This window comes from Bacillus inaquosorum KCTC 13429 (genome assembly GCF_000332645.1).
GTDB classification, from domain to species: Bacteria; Bacillota; Bacilli; order Bacillales; family Bacillaceae; genus Bacillus; species Bacillus inaquosorum.
On sequence record NZ_AMXN01000003.1, the window covers coordinates 208,108 to 228,922 of the forward strand.

The window sequence follows — 20,815 nt, forward strand, 5'->3', positions numbered from 1 at the left end:
TTATTTGAAAGTTTTCCAAAACATTTCTTTAGAAGCCCCCGTGCCTGAAAGCACTTTTTTCTGCACGGTCTGAGCCGATGGTTCTCTTAAAACGGGCTTCCGATTTAATTCCGGCAGAGGCAAAGGTTTTCTTCTGATTGCACGCTCGGTCGAGTCTTTCCAGCCTTCTACAATCAGATGGGCATTCGTTCCGCCATCTGCAAAACAATTGATTGCTGCAGCCGGCGTTGTCTCCTTCCACTCGTCTTGCGATTTACAGAAATACAAATCAGTCTCTTCTATATCAAAATGCGGCATGTTTTCGTCACCTGACAGGAATGGAACCAATTGTCTATGTTTCAGCATCAAAGCGACTTTAATCAGGCTCGCTATTCCTTCTGCACATAAAGGGTGGCCGATGTTAGGTTTCACTGATCCCAGCCCTAATGGCGAGTTTGAGCCGGAACGGTAAATGGATTGAATCGCCTTCAGTTCAAGTAAATCTGTCACCGCAGATCCCGAGCCATTCGCTTCAAGATAACTGATCTCTTCAGGCTTTTTGCCGCTTTTTTCAAGCGCTGTCTGCATGACATCCTTTTGCGCCTCGAGATTCGGTGAAGATGGGCCTGCCGTTCTTCCGTCATTGTTGATAGCGGCGGCTTTAATGACAGCATATATGGAATCTCCGTCTTTGAGTGCTTGGCTGACGGTTTTGACGAGAACCATGCCCACGCCTTCTCCTAAAATCACACCGTCTGCCCGCTTATCAAAAATATGGAATGACGGCTTATCACATAAGATTCCGCGCTCCTGAAACATTTGATGCGCATCAGCATCAAGCAAACTGACGCCGCCGACAACCGCTGCCTCAATATCTCCGCTCCGCAGAGCCTGAATGGCCATATTCAGTCCGACCAGTGCAGAGGAACAAGCAGTATCCAGCACAATACTCGGGCCCCTTAAGTCAAAAAATTGTGAGATGTTAGCTGCTAAATAGTTTTGTCCGCCAGCGACAATCGGATTTCTTGCTTTTGAAAGACTGGACGGATCAGGCTTGTGCTGACTGCGGCCTCCTATATAAACACCAGCCTTCATGCCTTTCACTTCTTTCTCTGTATAACCGGCGTGATACCACAGCTTCAGGCTTTCCTCCAATACGGCCAAAGCTTGAGGGTCCATCGCTCTGACATCGTTCTCGGACATCATGAAGAAATCATGATCAAATCGATTTATATCATCAATGAGGCCCGCGTAATTAGAGCTGGAGTGCCCGAATCGTTCAGGCAGTACAGGTTTAATCGCAGACCGACCATTACGTATTAAATCCCAGTATGCCTCAAGTGTTTCCGCTCCAGGGAACCTGCAAGTAAGACCGATGATGGCAATATCTTCTGCAAGCCCCCCCGTTTTTTCATGACTTATTTGTTGTGGCTGCTGTTCTTGCATGGGCGCCTGTTTCACTGCCGATTGTGCCTTAGCAGGTGTCTGTGTCTCAGGAACAGATGGATGCAAAACAGCTGACACGTCATATTTCGATATGAGCCAGTTTGCAAAGGATTCTATTGTCGGATATTCAAACAAAATCGATGGATCAATATCTCCATTTAATGTTTGGTTCATCTGCTGTACCAGCTGGGCCAATATAATTGAGTCGATTCCGTATTCTTGGAAAGGCTCGTCCGTTTCAAAGTCTTCAGCTGCTATCTTCAGTTCATCTGTAAAAAGAGTTACGAGCCAGTCAACTGTTTCAAGAAACAGGTTTTGAGGGCTGGCTTGCTCTTTAGTCTCAGGATGTGAGAGGGCTTCAACAGGCAGTGACTGCTGCATAAGCTTGTCAGGCTTCCATACATTTGTATCTGGAATCGCCGGCAACACGACAGCACGCTGTGTATCTGATAAAATCTGATCCAGCAGTTGTAATCCCTCATCGTTTCTCAAGCTCACCAATCCAGTCTGCTCTAAAGCTTTGCTTCGAACCTCACCTAAACCGGTCTCCTTCCAGTTAGGCCACTGAATGCTGACAATTGGACATTCATCTTTATGGGCCTCCGCAAAATAATCCATAAAAGCATTCGCCATGGCGTAATCAGCTTGTCCGGCTGAAAGAACAGGAATGGCCGCTGATACTGATGAAAACAAGATAAAAAACGCCAATGGTTCGTCTTTAAGCAGGTCAAATAACGTTTGCAGGCCTTCGACTTTCGGTTCAAGCACCTGTTCGATCTCTTCTAGTGATTTTCTGATAAATGCCGGATTATGTTTGTTCACCTTCCCGGCACAGTGGATGACTCCGCCAATTGCCCCCATTGTTTCGTGTATTGTCTTCAGGCTCTGTTTGACAGCAAATGAATCGGTAAGCTCCAGAGACAGCACTTGAACTTGCGCACCCATGGCTTCTAGCTCTTGAATGGCTTTTATCTTCTCAAGTGAGGCATTTTTTACTGAATTCCACTGATCACGCGGCGGCAGCTCTTCCCGGCCGATGAGCACCAGCCGCTTAACGCCGTATGTTTTCACAAAATGCCGCGCACACAACGAACCGAGACCTCTTGTCCCGCCTGTAATCAGCAGGACTTTGTCTGATGAAAACGATACTTGCTTAGGAGTAATCTCGGCTTTTGCTGGTTTCTCTGCCAAATATGCGCGATACCTCTGTCCGTTTCGATAACATACTTCTGATTCGGCACTATTAGCATAAAACTCGTCTGCGATCAGTCTGGCCAGCTCCTCATGAGAGGCTCCGCACTCCATGTCTGCGTGTCTTGATGTAAGATGGCTGTACTCGTTTTGAAGCATGCGGTATAAGCCGGCCCGCGAAGCACCGGACAAATGAACAGCTTCATTTGCGTAAGCCTCCAGCCCCTTCGTTACACCCAAGATCATTAAATTGCGCTTGCTTGTACGTCCTTGCTCGATCAGCTTTTGGAGCCAGTTTATCCAGCTTGTAGACTGCTCATGGCTCGTTCCGCACCCGATCAGATCGATTGCTCCGTCAGCATCTTCATAGTCAGCGGCAGATACATGATCGAGCTCTTGACTGTTAAATATACGATAATCCAAGAAATACTTCGAAAGCTCTGCCGCCAATGCCATAGTCTCCTCGTTTGCTAATATGGCTACGGCTTGATTCGTACGTACTGCTGGTTCAATCGGACAACGCTGCCACTGTTTATGCAGAATGCAATGCTTAGTAAGCGGTTCGGAGTGAGGCAGTGCTGAACCACTGTTTACGGTGTTTTCTTCTAGATTTGGCAGCCAGTAATATTCTTCTGCAAACGGATAAGCAGGCAGACTGATTCTGCGAGGTCTGTGATCTCCATAAAGTCCGTTCCAATCGACCTGCAGCCCTTTCACCCATAATTCCGCAACTTTCTCCAGCCTTTTCTTCTCTATCCATGTTTTCAGCAATGCTTTGGCATCGTGATCTGTTTCAAACAACTTGATTTCGCTTTTCTTCGTTTTCACGTGAGCGGCATATAAGTTGCTGTTCGGTACATCTGCCAAATAATCATCCAAAGCTTTGATCAGCGATTCTCTTGAATCCGCCAAAAACGCCATGCGATAATCCATGGCTTCCCGGCCCGTCTGAAGTGTATATGCCATATCCTCCAGATTGATTTCTTCAATCGAATTTGTGAAATCTTTCATTGCTTTTGCATAGGCCTTCAGCTGCTGCTCTTTTTTCGCTGAGAGTACAAAGAGTGTTGAATGATGCTGCTTTATTAATCGATCATCCCTCTTTTCAGGCTGATATTCTTCTATCACGATGTGGGCATTCGTCCCGCTATATCCGAAAGAGCTTACACAGGCCCTCCGCGGTTTTCCGTCAGCCGTTTCCCAAGGCTTGAGCTCCGTATTTACATATAAAGGAGAATGCTCAAATTGAAAATGCTCATTCGGCGTCGTGAAGTTCAATGTCGGCACCAACATTTTATGGTTCATACACAATAACACTTTTTGAACTCCGGCTACTCCGGCCGCCGCAGATGTATGGCCAATATTGCTTTTGACTGAACCGATAGCGCAAAACTGTTTTTTATCTGTTTTTTCTTGAAAAACGGTAGATAAGGCCTCTAATTCAATTGGATCGCCTTGTTTTGTTCCGGTGCCGTGCATTTCTACATAACTAATACTCTCAGGATCTATTCCGTATGTTTCATATATACCTCTTTCCAGATCCATTTGGCTTTTTGCACTCGGTGCCGTGATTCCGTTTGTTTTCCCGTCCTGATTAATACCTGAGCCAATGATAATGCCGTAAATATGGTCACGGTCCGCTTCCGCATCTTTCAGCCTTTTCAGTACCAACGCACCCGCACCCTCGCCGGGCACAAAACCATTCGCGCCATTGTCAAATGCTTTACATTGTCCATCAGGTGAAAGCATGCCGGCCTCACACATACTGATGTAAGATTCCGGCGTCAGGTATAAGCTGACACCGCCAACCAGCGCCATATCAATTTCTTTGTTTATGAGTGCCTGTCGTGCTAAATGTGTGCCGACCAATGAAGATGAGCAGGCGGTGTCAATAGGAATAGCAGGCCCTTTTAAATTAAGAAAATACGGAATACGCGCCGCAGCAATCGCAAAGCTGTTCCCGGTGGCGTTTGCTCTTGCCTGCCGATTCAGCATAACTCCATATTCATTGCTCATAATCCCGAGATAAACGCCGCATTTTTTCTCATTTAATGTTCGGGCGTTATATCCAGCGTCCTCAAAAGCTTTATAGCCTTCCTGCAAAAATATTCGATGCTGGGGATCCATCAGTTCAGCTTCTGACGGCGGAATATTAAAAAACAACGGATCAAAATGTTCAATATCATCAAGCATCCCCATTGATTTACAATAGCTTTTTCCTTTTTGGTTCAGGGCAGGATCATAATATTTGTCAACATCCCAACGTGATGTTGGAATGTCCCGAATCCCATTTCTCGCATGAACCAGGTTATCCCAATATTCTCTTACATTACTGGCGCCCGGGTACCTCCCTGACATCCCGACAATGGCTATCGCATCCTCTCGGTGATCTTGTTGAATAGGAGCCGGTTTCTTCTCATGCTCTTTCTTTATTGGGTATTGAACAGACTGAAGCGGACGGTCTGCCGGCTTTGCCTTAGGGAGTGCTGCCGGCTGTTTCACATGTTTAACAGCTTCAGAGACATCATGCTGATCTGTCATTTCTTGCTTTCTCTTAAAATGCGTTCCAAGCTCGGACTTTAGCATCTCGGCAAAATCACGTATCGTTGGATAATCATACACTCTGGTGACTGAAAAGGACGTGCCATATTGCTTATTCACCGCTTTTATCCATTCGAGCCCGGTAATCGAGTCCATTCCGATATCGATGAATGCTTCGTCAATATCCACCTCGTTGGGCTCCATGAATAACACGGCTGCTATGCTTTCCCTCAATTCTTCATGCAGCGTTTCAATTGCCCCAGTATATTGGCTTGATGCGGATATTTCTGCTGCTGCATATTGAATGGTTGCTGCAGGTTCCTCCTGCAGCGGCTGATGATTCTCTAACGGCTGCAGGGATATATTGTCCGGTTTTGCAGCGGGTGCTGCTGTTTTCTGTTTCATCGGCGCGTACGGCTCTGTTTGTTTTGAAACATCGATTCCTGCTGTTTTTTCTCCAGATTGTGTGCTTAACTCTTGTGCTAAGTAAACAGCGAAATCACGTGTTGTCGGATAATCATAAACCTTGGTGACATTTAGTGATGTGCCATACTGTTTATTTATTGCTTTTATCCATTCGAGTCCGGTAATCGAGTCCATTCCGATATCAATGAATGCTTCGTCTGGATCAACCTCGTTTTGATCCATATACAGCACTTCCGCTAAGCTCGCCGTTAGTTCATCGCACAAGGCTTCCGCAGTGATCGTCTCTGTTTCTGTATCTAATGGAAGCGGAGATGCCGCACGCTGCAAACGATCGTGATTGGCCATTAAAGGCTGTAACGTGATATTGGCAGGCTTACCGCTGGCTTCTTTGGCTATAGACGTTTTTTGAATGACGGGCTGTACCGAAGCGGCCGGTTCGTCTTTTCTTATTTCCTCAGCCTTTGCATTTACGTCTATCCAATAGCGATCTCGTGCAAAAGGATAGGCGGGTAAACTGATGCGCCGCGGTTTTTGATCTTGATAGAGTGTGCTCCAATCGATACGCAAGCCTCTTACCCAAAGGTCTAAAACCTTCGCATACTTTCCTTTTTGCATCCATGCCTCGATTGTTTTTGACATATCTTCATCAGCGGCAAAAGCGGCAATAGATTCTTTATTGCGTTTTACTTGTCCTTGATAGACATATTCTCGATTTTCTGTTCCAGAGATAAAGTCGTTGAGTTTTTCTTCAAGTTCCTCCATTGTTTCAGCAACGAACGCCAGACGCTCATTCATCGCTTCACGACCGACTTGCAGCGTATAGGCGATTCGGTGCAAGTCTGCTTCAGCATATCTTTGTTCACGAATGGCATGCAGCAATCGCTCCGCCCGTTTCTGAAGTTTTTCCCCATTTTTTGCTGAGAGCACAATGACAGCCGGCTGTTTCCCCGCTGGCGAACGTTCCTGCTTAGAATCGGCAACATGCTCTTCTATTAAAATATGGGCGTTTACTCCCCCGGCGCCAAATGAAGAGATGCCTGCGATTCTCGGATATTCGATTTCTTTTCCATTGACAGAAATGATTGGCCTCTTCCATTCTTCTAGCTCTTGCTGTACTTTAAACGGTGAGTTAAGGAAATCAATATTCGGATTCAGCACGTTTGAATGCAGGGAAGATGCAAGCTGCCTGTATTTCATTTGGAGCAGTACCTTCGTTAAACCTGCGATACCTGCCGCACTCTCACAGTGCCCGATATTTGATTTGACCGAGCCTATTGCACAAAATTGTTTGTCATCCGTTTGTTGCGTAAACACTTTGGACAGCCCAGTCATTTCAATAGGATCTCCTAGAGAGGTTCCCGTACCGTGCGCTTCTATATAACTGACTGCCCGCGGGTCAACCTCCGCTTCCACAAACGCCTTTTTGATCACATCAGCTTGGGCATTCGGGTTTGGAACTGAGTAACCGTTTGTTTTTCCTCCGTGGTTAATAGCTGTCCCCTTAATGATTCCATAAATGTGATCGCCATCTTCAAGAGCTTTAGACAATGGCTTAAGAAGCACTGCTCCAACGCCTTCTCCCGGCACATAGCCGTCTCCGCCCTGTCCGAAGCTTTCACATCGGCCTTTGCTGGACATAAATTTGTTCTGCCCAAGCATCAAATATTTATTTGGGTGGATTGAAACATTCACGCCGCCCGCGAATGCCGCCTCACACTCTCCGCGCTGCAAGCTTTGACAGGCCAAATGAATAGCTGTTAAGGAAGAAGAACACATGGTGTCTAACGCAATACTCGGTCCATGAAAATCAAAATAATAAGATACCCGATTTGCGATGGATGATGGATTTCCTGTTAAAGCCAGAGACCTGCCCCGCACCTGCTCTTGCGCTCCATACAGCTGGTATTCTTCGTACATGACACCTACGTAAACACCGACGCTTCCGCCAAGCTCCGAATCACGCTTATGGCCGAGATGCTCCCTTGTATATCCTGCGTCTTCCATCGTTTCATACACACACTGCAAAAATAAACGCTCTTGAGGGTCCATTAATTTTGCCTCACGCGGCGAAATATGGAAAAACTGCGGGTCAAACTTGTCTACATCCTTCATGAAGCCGCCCCACTTGCTGTAGGTTTTTCCAGGCTTGTCCTTATCTTCATCATAATAGAGACTATGATCCCAGCGGTCTTCAGGAATTTCCGTAATACAGTCTCGCCCGTCCCTCAGGTTTTCCCACAATTCATAGATGTTGTCTGCCTGTGGATAGCGCCCTGAGATACCGATGATTGCAATTTCCTCTGTTCCCTTTTCTCTTGACTGTTGTTGCCCTTTTTCTTGCAAAGGAAAGAATCCAGACTTTCTTGGGGCAACAGAGATTTCTCTCTTTTCAGGCTCTGAATCAGTTTTTGTATTTTCCGCAGCAGAAGGTTTGTCTTTTTCAATTCCCAAAATGTCCAGCAGCTTTTCTCTGTGGGAATCAGTAAAATACCGGGTTAATGACCGAATATCCTGGTATTCAAAGAACAGCGTCTTGGACAAAGATCCAAATACTTTTTCTAATTGACCGGTTACATGCATGATCATAATAGAATCGATCCCGTAATCCTCAAGAGGAGCTTCAGCATCAATTTGGCTGGCCGGCAGCTTGATAACCGAAGAAAGCACTTGTTTCATATAGTTCTCTGCTTTTTCTCTCAATGTCTCTTCATCGGCTCCGAAGACAATGTCTGCTTTTTCCGTATCCTGATTGTCATTTGTATTTTTCATATTTTGGGATTGGCCTTGACCATGTCCCGTTTCATATAAAAATGCACGAATCCGATTGGCAACACCTGATGCCACCAACAGCTGCGGCTTTCCTGACGCCCAGCCATGGTATAATGCCTGAATCCCATGACCTGTTTCCATGGCCACCATGCCTGTTTCTTTTGTCAGCATCCTTGCAGTTTCAGCATCAATACGCATGCCCCCGTCTTTCCACAGCGGCCAGCACACCGAAAGCGTTTTTCCGTAACGTTTGCGGAGCACTGCTTGGCCATTTCGATATTCGCTGAATGCATTCATAAATGCATTCGCCATTGCATAATCAGCCTGTCCCGCACTTCCCACTGCTCCCGCACCTGAGGAAAAAAGGATAAAGAAGTCGAGCGGAATATCTTTCGTTGCTTCGTCAAGATGAATCAGACCAGTTACCTTTGGAGCGAGCACGGTTTGAATTTCTTCTTTCTTTTTCTTAATAATGAAATTATCTTTTATCATACCGGCGCTATGGATGATGCCGTCCAAGCCGCCGTAAGCGTTTTGAATCTCTTCTATTAAGGCATCAACAGCTCGTTTCTCTGTCAGATCCGCTTTTCTGTAAACTGCTCGGACGCCAAGTTTCTGTAGCTCTTGAAGCATCTCCTGCTTCCTTTCATCGAGCGGAGAGCGTCCTGTCAGAATTACAACAGCATCATTCGTTTCGTTTGCGATTTCATTTGCAAAGATGAAGCCAAGACCGCCTGCACCGCCTGTAATCAGATAAACCCCTTTATCCTTCCACGGTATGTCAGCACTTAGGTGCTCACCAGACGTCTCTTTCCATTTGCTTACAAACCGTTTCCCTTGCCAATAGCGGATATGCGTGTCACGAGGACAGCGTCTGTTTTCTTCTAATATTTCGAAGATGTCACTAGCAGACACCCCAGTATCTAATTCAATCAGCTGTCCTGTCAGTTTTGGATTTTCTAACTCAGCCGTTTTGAGCAGTCCGGTTAAGCCGCTTAATAGCTGCGGCTCGTTCAATGCAGGCACCGCCACTTGAATGAGTGTATGTCCCCCGGCTTTTGAGTGCAGCAGCTGCTTGATTTCTTCAAATAACTGTACGGCATATCCTTCAAACCGTTCATCAATTGCCTCTGTATGATGCTGCAGTACTGTACAGTCAAGATGATTCCGAATACTTTCCATTTGTTCTCCAAAATCACAGACAATGATTTTATGTGTCTCATACCCTATAAGCTCTTGCTTCTCTACACGAGCATTTTCTTCCCAAACGTGTTCAAACAGCAGCGTGTCAATTGTCTCAGAAGGACTTTCTGCCTCTGTTTCTAACACTCTTGCAGAATAGCCCTTCATTCGCACGCAAACCTGCCCCTCTTCATTGCACAAATCGATATCAAGCTTCTGCATACGATCCCCAGCTGCACTGCCCTCGCTGTATGTGATCCATACCCACATAGACGCCTCGCAGCCTTTGAAGATTTGAACATCCTGTAACGCAAAAGGCAGCATTGCCTTTCTGTCTGTTAAACTGGCATCGCCTCCCAGCCTCAAACCGATAGATGCTTGAAATGCCGAATCTATCATGCTCGGATGCAGAACATAACGGTCTTGCGTATCAGAGATCACAGATGGCATCGCCAATTTTGCTAGAACTCCGTTTTTGCCGGCATATATGCTGTCGATGGCTCTGTGGCTGTCACCATAATGAATTCCCATGTCCGCATAAGCGTCGTAACAATCAGAAGGTGACAGAATCCGCTCTTTAGCATTTGCCTTCAGTTCTTCAATGTTTATTACCGGAGATTCATCAGCCTCACAAAGCACTGCACTCCCTTGTCCGTATACAACTGGCTCCTTCTCTGCGCTTTCCGGCTCCTGGCAGATTTCAAATGCAATCTCACCATTGTCTTCAGGATATAAACGTATGTGTATGTCTGCTTGCTGTTCTGTGACGGCAAACGGCCGAACCCAGACGATATTCCGGAGTCGGAATCCTGTCGGAAACTGATTGGCAGTTGCCTTTTCCACAGCCGCACGAACCATCTCCAATAAAGCTGCACCGGGTAAAACCCGCGTGCCCTTAATGACATGATCCTTCAGGAAAAATTCATGTCCTGTGAACGCTGAACGGAAGCGTACTCCCGACATGTCGGACACATTTTGATGCAGAAGAGAATGAAGGACATGACCCTCCCGTTTGGATCGATCAGTCGCTGTCTCCGCTTTCGGCACCCAATAACGCACCTTCTCAAAAGGATATGTCGGCAAGCTGATCCGCTTTGGTTTCTTTCCATCGTAAAGAAGTTTCCAGTCAATCGAAGCTCCGTTCACCCACTGCTCTGCAATCAGATCGAAATTTCTTTGTTCCAGCGATTTATGTACCGTTTCGGCAGAAAGCGATAAATTGCTTCCTCTTGACACTCGGCCCATCCAGCAATGCTGAACGGTTTCGTGCCCTTCTATAAAAGCCTTCAATTGACCGGTCAATTCTTGAATTCCATCTGCTACAAAAGCAACCCGCTCTTCCATCGGTTCACGACCTACCTGCAATGTATAAGCCAAATCTCTAATCTGAATCCCATCATGAAGAAAATCCAAGAGACGTTTTGCATATACATGAAGACGTTCTTGATTACGGGCAGAAAGCGGGATAACAGCCGGCATTTCAGAATCTGACGGCAAAGTAACGTCCTGCTCCGCTGTTTGAGGAATATATTCCTCTACAATAATATGTGCGTTTGAACCGGTCGCCCCGAAGGAACTGATACCTGCACGGCGCGGATAAGGGAGGTCTTTCCCATTTTCCTTAATAACAGGCTGCTTCCACGTTTCTGCTTCATGCTGTACATAAAATGGTGACTTTTCAAAATCCACGTACGGATTCAGTTCTTCCGAATGCAAAGAAGGCACGAGAGTCTGATAGTGAAGCTGAAGGGCAACTTTGCTTAAACCGCTGATACCCGCTGCGGATTCAGCATGACCGATGTTCGATTTAACAGAACCGATTGAACAGAATTGCCGATCCTGTGTATATTGGCGGAATGCTTTCACCAACCCTTGTATTTCGATCGGATCTCCTAAGGACGTACCGGTTCCATGTGCTTCCACATAACTGATCGTCCGCGGGTCAATTCCCGTTTTCTCCAAGCATGCCTCAATCAGATCAGCTTGAGAAACCGGACTCGGCACTGAAATGCCGCTTACAGTGCCCACATGATTCACGGCACTTCCCTTAATCACGGCATAAATGCGATCTCCGTCTTCCTCCGCCTGGCGCAAAGGCTTTAATAAAACCGCACCAATTCCTTCGGCCGGCACATAACCGTCCCCATCCTTGCCAAATGTACGGCAGTGCCCGTCAGTGGAAAACATATCCCAGACCCCGTATGTCATATATTTATTAGGATGCAGGGACAGATTCACTCCGCCTGCTAACGCGACATCACACTCACCGTGGCGAATGCTTTCCAACGCCAGATGTACAGCAGTCAGAGACGAGGAGCATACCGTATCAACCGCCATACTCGGACCGTGGAAATTACAAAAGTAAGATACACGGTTGGCGATTTGCGCATAGTTGAGCGAGAGAGGAAACACATTTTCCGCTGATGCTTCTTCAGCGCCGACTAGTGTATAATCCTTGTGCATGACGCCCGCAAAAACTCCTACATGATGCCTTTTATTTCGTCCTTTAGGCTTAGCCAACGTCTTTGGTGTGTAGCCAGCATCCTCAATGGTTTCCCAGCAGGTTTCTAAAAACAGCCGCTCCTGAGGGTCCATTGTCTCTGCTTCTCTCGGCGTGATTCTGAAAAATTGAGGATCGAAGCAGTCTGGGTCATCAATAAATCCGCCCCATTTGGAAATATCCTTGCCTGAAGGAGATGTGATTCCTTCAAAGCGCCGCCAATCCCAGCGCGACTCAGGAATCTCGCTAATGCAATCCTTCCCCTCTTTCAGATTGTTCCAAAATTCATGAATATTGTTCGCCTTCGGATACCTGCCCGCCATACCGATTATTGCAATGTCGCCTGCCTCCTCAGAAGATATAACATTAGAAGATTCAGTACGTACGCTTTCAGCAGTCTTATCGTCGGTTATGAGATCAGAGACGTGTTCTCTTTCATTTTGAACAACGGAACCGGCGGCACTAAATTGCTCGGCATATTCCCCGGCAAGAAATGCTGACAACTCTGCAATGGTAGTATGCTCAAACAGGAGAGTCGGCGAAAGGCTCTCACCGATCTTGTCACTGATGGTTTCTACCACTTCAAGCAATCCTGATGAATTCAGTCCCATTTGGTAATAGCCGACCTGTTTTTCAATCTGTTCAATCGGTTTATTTATTTTGTCTGCGATTAATTGGCTGACGAACTGTTCAGCCCCGCCATAGGCTCCCATACTGCCGGTTGAAGATACGGTATCAGCAGCATGAGTATGCTCAGCTATGTCCTTACTCGTCTCTTGTTTCTCCTGTACATCCTGATGCTTTCCGCTAATCAGCTCTGCTTCACGCACTAGTTTGCTTGTGAAGTTCTTCAGTTCAGCCACTTTTTCTCCGGAAGCATTGAAAAATTCAAGTGTTACATAAATCAGCTCTTTTTCCTGACGGACGGAGGAACGCTTAATTCTCGTCATACAATGTGTCTGCAAAAGTGCTGAAGCGGAAAAGGATTCATAGAACAGAGGCAAATACAGCCTCTGTTCTCCTTTAAGCAAAGATGTGAGCAAATTGTTGGCCCCCACCCCGCTCCCATCTATGAGAGTTGGATGAAACATAAAGCCTTCTGCGTGACGCATGGCTTCTGAGCCGAGAGAAAGATCAAGAAGGACGCCGTCTTCCTCTTCATAGATGCAGCCTTTGACTTTCATATATTCACTGTGCACCAATTCCTGACGTCTGCATTGTTCATATACATCATCAAGCTGAACAACGTTCCTCGCAGATGCTTTCATCTGACCGAGCTCCAGTGTTTCTTCAAATACAACCGGGGAATGAGCGTGCATGTCAGCCTTCATATAGAGCTTTTCTTCTGAAGCTTCTTTCCCGCCACTTTTTTCAGGGCCTTTGGCTGTGATTTGCCACTTTCCTTCTTTTTTCTCCGTACATTGGATATTGAGAACAATCATCGCATCCTGTCCCACCGTCAGCGGCTGATAGATGGATAAATTTCGCAGCTGAAGCTCTGAGCAAGAGTAGCCATGTTCTCTGAATATCTGGTAGATCATATCGATATAGGCCAATCCCGGAAGGACATTTTGTCCGTAAACCACATGGTGATATATAAACGGATTTTTTAACGATAATGTGAGTTGTTTCGTTATATTTTTCACGTTAGACCTCCACCTCATAAGTATCCCATATGTTTGTCGCATCCATTTTTAAGGTCTCCGCTTCCGGCTTTGACTTGCCAGGCGAAAACGCCCGTTTCTTTAATTGAGGAGGCGATATTGGACTGCGCTTGATCACGCGTTTTTCATCTTTTTCCCACGCCTCTACGATGACATGAGCATTCGTCCCCCCATCGGCAAAGCAGTTAATGGCCGCCGCAGGCCGCGAATCTGTCCATTTTTCCAGCGTTCGGGTGAACGTGATATTCGCTTTCTGTTGATCGAAATGCGCCATCTCTTTTTCACCTGATAAAAACGGGACAAAACTTCGCTCTTTCAGCATCAGCACAACCTTAATAAAGCTGGCGATCCCTTCTGCACATAGCGGATGCCCAATGTTTGGCTTGATTGAGCCGAGAGAAAGAGGCGATGAGTGACCGGAACGGTACACCGATTGGATCGCTTTCAGTTCAAGCAGATCGGTTACCACTGAACCTGACCCGTTTGCTTCAAGATAGCTGATGTCCTCTGGTTTTTTTCCGCTTTTGGCAAGCGCATCTTTCATGACTTCCTTTTGCGCCTCCAGATTAGGTGTTGCCGGTCCTGCCGTTCTTCCGTCATTATTGACCGAGGCCGCTTTCACGACAGCATATATGGTATCTCCGTCTTCCAGCGCCTGTTTTACTGTTTTTAACATGACCATTCCGACGCCTTCACCTAAAACAACTCCGTCAGCACGTTCATCAAACACATGGAAGGATGAATGTTTACTTAAAATGCCGCGCCGGTCAAACAGCCTGTGAGAAGCATCTGAGCTTAGCAAGCTGACACCGCCGACTAAGGCAGATTGAATATCACTGCTACGCAGCGCCTGAATGGCCATATTCATGCCGACCAAAGCTGACGAACATGCTGTATCAACTACAACACTCGGGCCGCGGACATCGAAAAATTGTGAAATATTAGCCGCTAAATAGTTTTGGCCGACTGTCACAATCGGATTCTTAGCATGATGAAGACTCTCTTCATCAGGTTTGTGCTGGCTTCTGCCCCCAATATAAACGCCGACAGGCTTCCCCTTTATTTCCTCAGGTGTATATCCGGCGTGATACAAGAGTTTCAAACACTCTTCCAATACGAGTAATGCTTGCGGATCCATTGCCCTTACATCTTCTTCATGAAGCAGAAAGAAATCAGGATCAAAATGGCTGACATCATCAATCACGCCGGCATAATATGGCGTCTTGCAGCCCCAGCGCTCTGCCGGAATCGGACCGATTGACGAACGTCCCTCAGATAATAACGACCAATAGGTTTCCAGCTTATCTGCTCCCGGAAAGCGGCAAGACAGCCCGACAACAGCAATATCTTCTGAATGGGAGCCCGGCGAAATAGTCGCCGGCGCTTGTATCTGGGCGGCAGGAGCACGATCTTTCGCAGGGCCAGTAACATCTGCCTCCATTTTGCTCTCCATAGGTGCTGCTGTTTTCGAGATCTTGTCTCCGAATAAAGCGGACAGCGTTTCGGAATAAGAGCTGATCAGCCAATCTGCGAACCTTTGAATTGTCGGGTATTCATATAGAATAGATGGATCGAGCGCTGCTTCTAATTTGCGGTTTATGCGTTGGAGCACCTGCGCCAAAATGATCGAATCCACCCCATAATCTTGAAATAATCCGTCAATCTCGAAGTCTTCACGATTAATTCTCAGCTCTTCGGTAAATAGTTCAACAAGCCAGGACTGTGTTTCAGATAATAGCCCATCACTTTTGGAAATGTCATCAATCTCTTTGATGTCTGTGGACAGCGGGCTCTGCAAAGTTGCTTCCTGCTCATGACGTTTCCTCCGCTTCATCAGTAGCTCCGGCTCCCAATTTGTTTGATTCGCCACCGCAGGGAGAACAACCGGTTCGAGTGTTTTCGATAAGATTTGATCTAGAAAACGTAAGCCCTCTGAATTTGTAATGCTCAACAAGCCGCTTTCCCGATATACATGATTTGTCACTTCACCCATACCGGTTTCTTTCCAATTCGGCCACTGAACACTGATGATCGGCGCATTTTTCTGATGTGCTTCCGCAAAATAATCCATATAACTATTTGCCATAGCATAATCAGCTTGTCCCGCCGAAAGCTCAGGGATAATGGCTGAAACAGAAGAAAATAATACAAAAAACTGTAATGGCTCGTTACACACGTGGCGATATAGCGTTGTCAGCCCAGCCACTTTAGGCTCCAGCACCCGCTGAATATCATCAGGAGTTTTTCGGATGAATGCCAGCGTATCCATATCGGTCAGACCTGCACAATGAATGACACCGCCAATCGGCCCTATTGTTTGCCTGATATGTTGCAGCGTTTGCTCAACATGAGCATCATCAGATAAAGTAAGCGACAGCATTTGCACTTGCACACCCTGCGCTTCCAGCTCCTGCACTGCCTGGATTTTCTGTGCCGCGGATGTGTTTGATGTCTCAAAGCGAGCCCACTCCTCTCGCGGAGGAAGCTGCTCTCGTCCGGTCAACACCAGCTTTTTCACTCCATAGCGCTCCACAAAATGCCGGGCGCATAATAGTCCGATGCCTCGTGTCCCGCCTGTAATGAAAAGCACATGCTCTTTAGGGAAGGTCATGCTTTGCTTGACTCCCTTACCTGTTTCAGGACGCGCTTTTAGAAAAGCCTGATAACGCAAACCGTCTCTGTAGCAAACCTCCGTATCGTGAGAATCCGAATAGAACTCATCAGCGATCTGCTTCGCGAGACGATGATGATCAATGCCCCCCTCTGCATCCATATGCCTTGATGTAAGGTGACTGTACTCACTTTGAAGCATCCGATACAAACCAGCTCGTGAGGCTCCAGCCATCCGGACGGATGTGTTTTGAAACGATTCGAGCCCCTTCGTCACACAAAGCAGCCTGAGTCCCTCTTTATGCCCGAATTCAATAAGCCTTTGCATCCATTCAATCCAATCCAGCCGGTCTTCATCATGTTCACCACAGCCGATGACATCCACTAGACCGTCAAACTCTTTCCAATCGATGTCTGACTGATAACAGTCAGTCCGGCTCACATCTAATAAAAGGTGATTCGGAAAATACTTAGACACTTCAGCTGCCAAATCTGCTGTCTCTTGATTGCTCAGGATGGCAACCGTTCGTGTCCCCGGCACTTTTGAACCAATCGGACTCAAACTCCATTCTTTTGTCAAAAAACATGCGGTGCGCTTTTCACTAGTATCAACAAGTTCAGAATGTTCCTTTGCCGGTAGCCAATAGTGATCCTCCGCAAATGGATATGAAGGAAGACTGATCAGGCGCGGTTTGGTTTCGCCATATAATGTATTCCACTGGATCACTACGCCTTTGACCCATAAATCCGCAAGTTTGGCGTATTTTCTTTTTCTGATCCAAGCATCAAGTGCCATTGCCATATCCTCATCTGCTGTAAAAATGGCCTGGGTTTCTTTATTGCGATTAGACTGCCCCCGGAAGAATTCACCAGTTTCTTCCTTACCGTCAACAAACGCTTGCAGTTTTTCTTCAAGTTCCTGCATTGTCCCCGCAATACACGCCAGACGCTCATCCATCTCTTCGCGCCCAACTTGCAGGGTGTAAGCGATACGGTGCAAATCCTGATCTGTATATCTTTTCTTGCGAATCGCCTCCAGCAATTGTGAAGCACGATCTATTAGCCTATTTTTATTTTTAGCCGACAGCACAATTATGCTTGGCTGTTCTGGTGCCGTTTGTTCTGAATTCACTTTTGGAATATATTCTTCAATCACAATATGTGCGTTTACTCCGCCAATCCCAAATGAACTGATTCCGGCACGGCGCGGAAGCTTGTTTCCGTCACGATCTGTGACAGCCTTCCATTCCTGTTTTTCCTGAACGATGTAAAACGGACTGTCAGCCAGCTGAAGATAAGGATTAAGCTTCTCGCAATGCAGGCTTTTCACTAACGTTTTATGCTTCATTTGCAGCAGCACTTTGATCAGGCCAGAAATACCTGCGGCAAGCTCTAAATGACCGATATTGCTTTTAACTGAGCCGATGCCGCAACGGTTCTCTGGAATGTCCGCCTGGCTGCCGCCTCTCTTATTGGATAGTTCCTTAAACGCGGCTTTCAGCCCGTTTATTTCAATCGGATCCCCCAATTCAGTCCCCGTTCCATGGGCTTCAATATATGTGACCGTGCTTGGGTCTATGCCTGCTTGGCGATATGCACGCACCAACAGATCAGCTTGGGCTTTCGGATTAGGTGATGTCAGGGTATTGGCTCTTCCGCCGTGATTTTCCGCCGTCCCCCGAATAACGCCGTATATATGATTCCCGTCACGCTCGGCATCTGCCAGCTTTTTCAGCATGACCATTCCGACACCTTCGCCTCTGACATAGCCATTCGCATCGGCGGAGAAGGTTTTACACCTGCCGTCTTTGCTGAGCATCCCCGCCTTGCTGTAGCTAATGTGCGCCTCTTCGGTCAGGATCGTGTTCACACCTCCTGCAATCGCCATCTCACAATTGCCGCTTTGCATAGCGGTTACAGCACGGTGGATGGCTACAAGAGAGCTGGAACAAGCTGTTTCGATTGGTTCGCTCGGACCGTGGATATTTAAAAAATAACTCATTCTATTGGGGCCAACCGAAGGGATCATATGACCTGTAGCCGCATGGCCTTCAATCGGAAGATTCGCTCTATGGAATAGATCTTTATAACCCGTGTTTCCTGTGCCGACAAAGATCCCCGTCCCTGTACCCGAAAGGCTTTGCGGCGAGCAACCCGCATCTTCCAGCGCCTTCCATACAAACGTCATTAAGAGACGCTGCTGAGGATCTACATAATTGGCTTCTCTCGGCGAAATACCAAAAAACAACGGATCAAACTCTGCGACACCATCAATAAACCCGCCCCATTTGATGTCGGTTTTATTGACATCAGTGTCAGGGTTTCCATAATGCTCCCGCCAATCCCATCGATCTTTTGGAACCTCTGTAATGCTGTCTTTGCCTTCCTCAAGATTTCTCCAAAATTCATCTATATCCTTAGCACCAGGGAATCGGCCGCTGATGCCGACAATCGCAATCGGCTCAAAATCGGCAGTCTGCTTTTTGCTTCTTTCTTCTTTTGCAATAACAGGCTGTTTGAAGCGGTGCTTGCTTCGTGTTGTGATCTTCGGCACAGTAGAGGATATTGTCTGTAACTCTTCTTGCCCCTCTGATTTTTCGACCTCCTGAACAAAAGTCGCCTCATGTTCATCTATCAAATATTCAGCCAGGCTTTGGATGCTTCCATATTCAAAGAAAATGGTCGGCGCAAGCTCCAATTGATATGCCTCGTTGATCTTGTTTGTAAAGACTGTAAATGTAACCGAATCAAATCCGTATTCACTCAGCTCTGTATTGACATCAATATCTTCACTATCTACTTTTAAAATCGCACTGACCATGTTGCCTAATGATGCCCTCAGGCTGTTTAAACTGTGTAATGAGCTTGACGTTTCATCTGTGTCATTAACAGCAGCATCTTGATTCAATTCTCCCGGATACGCCGCAATTACATATTCAGCCAAGCTTTGGATGCTTCCATATTCAAAGAAAATGGTCGGCGTTAATTCCAATTGGTACGCTTCGTTGATCTTGTTTGTAAAGACAGTAAATGTTACCGAATCGAATCCGTACTCACTCAGCTCTGTATTGACATCGATATCGTCAGTGTTTACTTTTAAAATCGCTCCAACCATTTCAATTAAAGACGCTTCTAATTTTTGAGTTTGACCGTGAGCCTGATCTGCGTTTTTCTGCCCCTTCCGTTTGGATGTCGTTTCTGCAGAAAGCAGTTTTTGCTTCATTTTCTGAAGCTGCCCTTCCATCACAAAAACTTGCGGCTTATCGGATGCTATCCCTTGATAAAATGCTCTCAAGGCGCTATCTGTCGGCATCGGGGCCATTCCCATGGTTTTCAGCATTCTCTTTTCATCTTCAGCGCCGACTTGCATACCGCCTTCTTCCCATAACGGCCAGTTGAAGGAAATGGTTGAACCGAATCGCTTCTTAGATGCAGCAAGAGAACTGCGGTATGCAGCAAATGCATCCATAAACGTATTGGCCGCAGCATAATCGGCTTGTCCAGCGTTTCCTAAACATCCTGAAACGGATGAGAATAAAATGAAAAAGTCCAATGGAAAATCCTTGCTGCATTCGTCTACATGTAACAACCCGCTCACTTTTGGCTGTAACACTTCTTGAAACTCTTCCTTCGTTTTATGAACGATGAAGTGATCTTTAATGCTGCCTGCACCATGGATAATTCCGTTGAGAGTGCCATACTTTTCTTTGATTTCCTCCATGAGACGCCGAACCGCCCTCTGATCAATTACATCAGCTTCTCGATAGACAACCTCAGCCCCCATGCTTCGAAGAGCCTTCAGTTCATTTTCCTTACGCTCACTTAAAACAGAGCGTCCCGTCAGCACAATGGTGGATCGAACAGTTCGATTGGCAATTTCCTTTGCAAACAGAAGGCCTAAGCTTCCGGCTCCGCCTGTAATCAGATAAATACCTTCGTCTCTCCACGGCATATGAAGCTCATTAGCGGAAGGAAGCGCCATTTCCCGCCAACCTTTCACAAAACGGTTTCCAGCCTCATATCGAATCTGTTTATCAGCAGGCCTCCGGCTATCATCTTTCAACTTGAGATGAAGATCATTCATCTCTTCAGGCTTCTCAATCTCGATAACCTGAGCTGTAAGTTTGCTGAATTCTAATTCAGCTGTTTTAAACAAACCGGAAACACCGGCAAACAATTGTTTCTCTTTTTTCAGCGGAACGAGAGCTTGAATGATGATACGGCCGGCAGAATGCTCACGGATCTTGCTTTGCATGAGTTCAAAAATGTGCTGCATGTAACATTGATAACGTTCAGCAATATGTCCTTCAGCTTCATTCAGTGTAATGACACAGGCATCCTTCATGTTTGATGCAATGCTGTCCGTGACGCTTCGTTCAGTTTCAAAGAGAACAACGATATGCTCTGCGAATGAAAGATCTTCGTCCTCAAATCCGCCATTCTGTTCTCTCCATACCGGCTCAAGCATTAAGCGTTCATGCCGTGATAAATGCTTGGATGAATGGAC

2 protein-coding genes (1 of these 2 cut by a window edge) are annotated in these 20,815 nt (G+C 46.5%); both read right to left on the minus strand.

Annotated elements, in window-relative coordinates; genetic code table 11:
- Complete coding sequence (locus tag BSI_RS12080) at window positions 1-13,698, minus strand: type I polyketide synthase (RefSeq protein ID WP_080030819.1); 13,698 nt, start codon at window positions 13,696-13,698, stop codon at window positions 1-3.
- Window positions 13,682-20,815, minus strand: partial view of a non-ribosomal peptide synthetase gene (locus BSI_RS12075; protein WP_003238384.1) — the end only. It continues 7,983 nt past the right edge of the window; only the last 7,134 of its 15,117 coding nucleotides appear in the window; its start codon lies off the right edge, out of view; the stop codon is at window positions 13,682-13,684. The genes BSI_RS12080 and BSI_RS12075 overlap by 17 nt, the downstream gene beginning before the upstream one ends.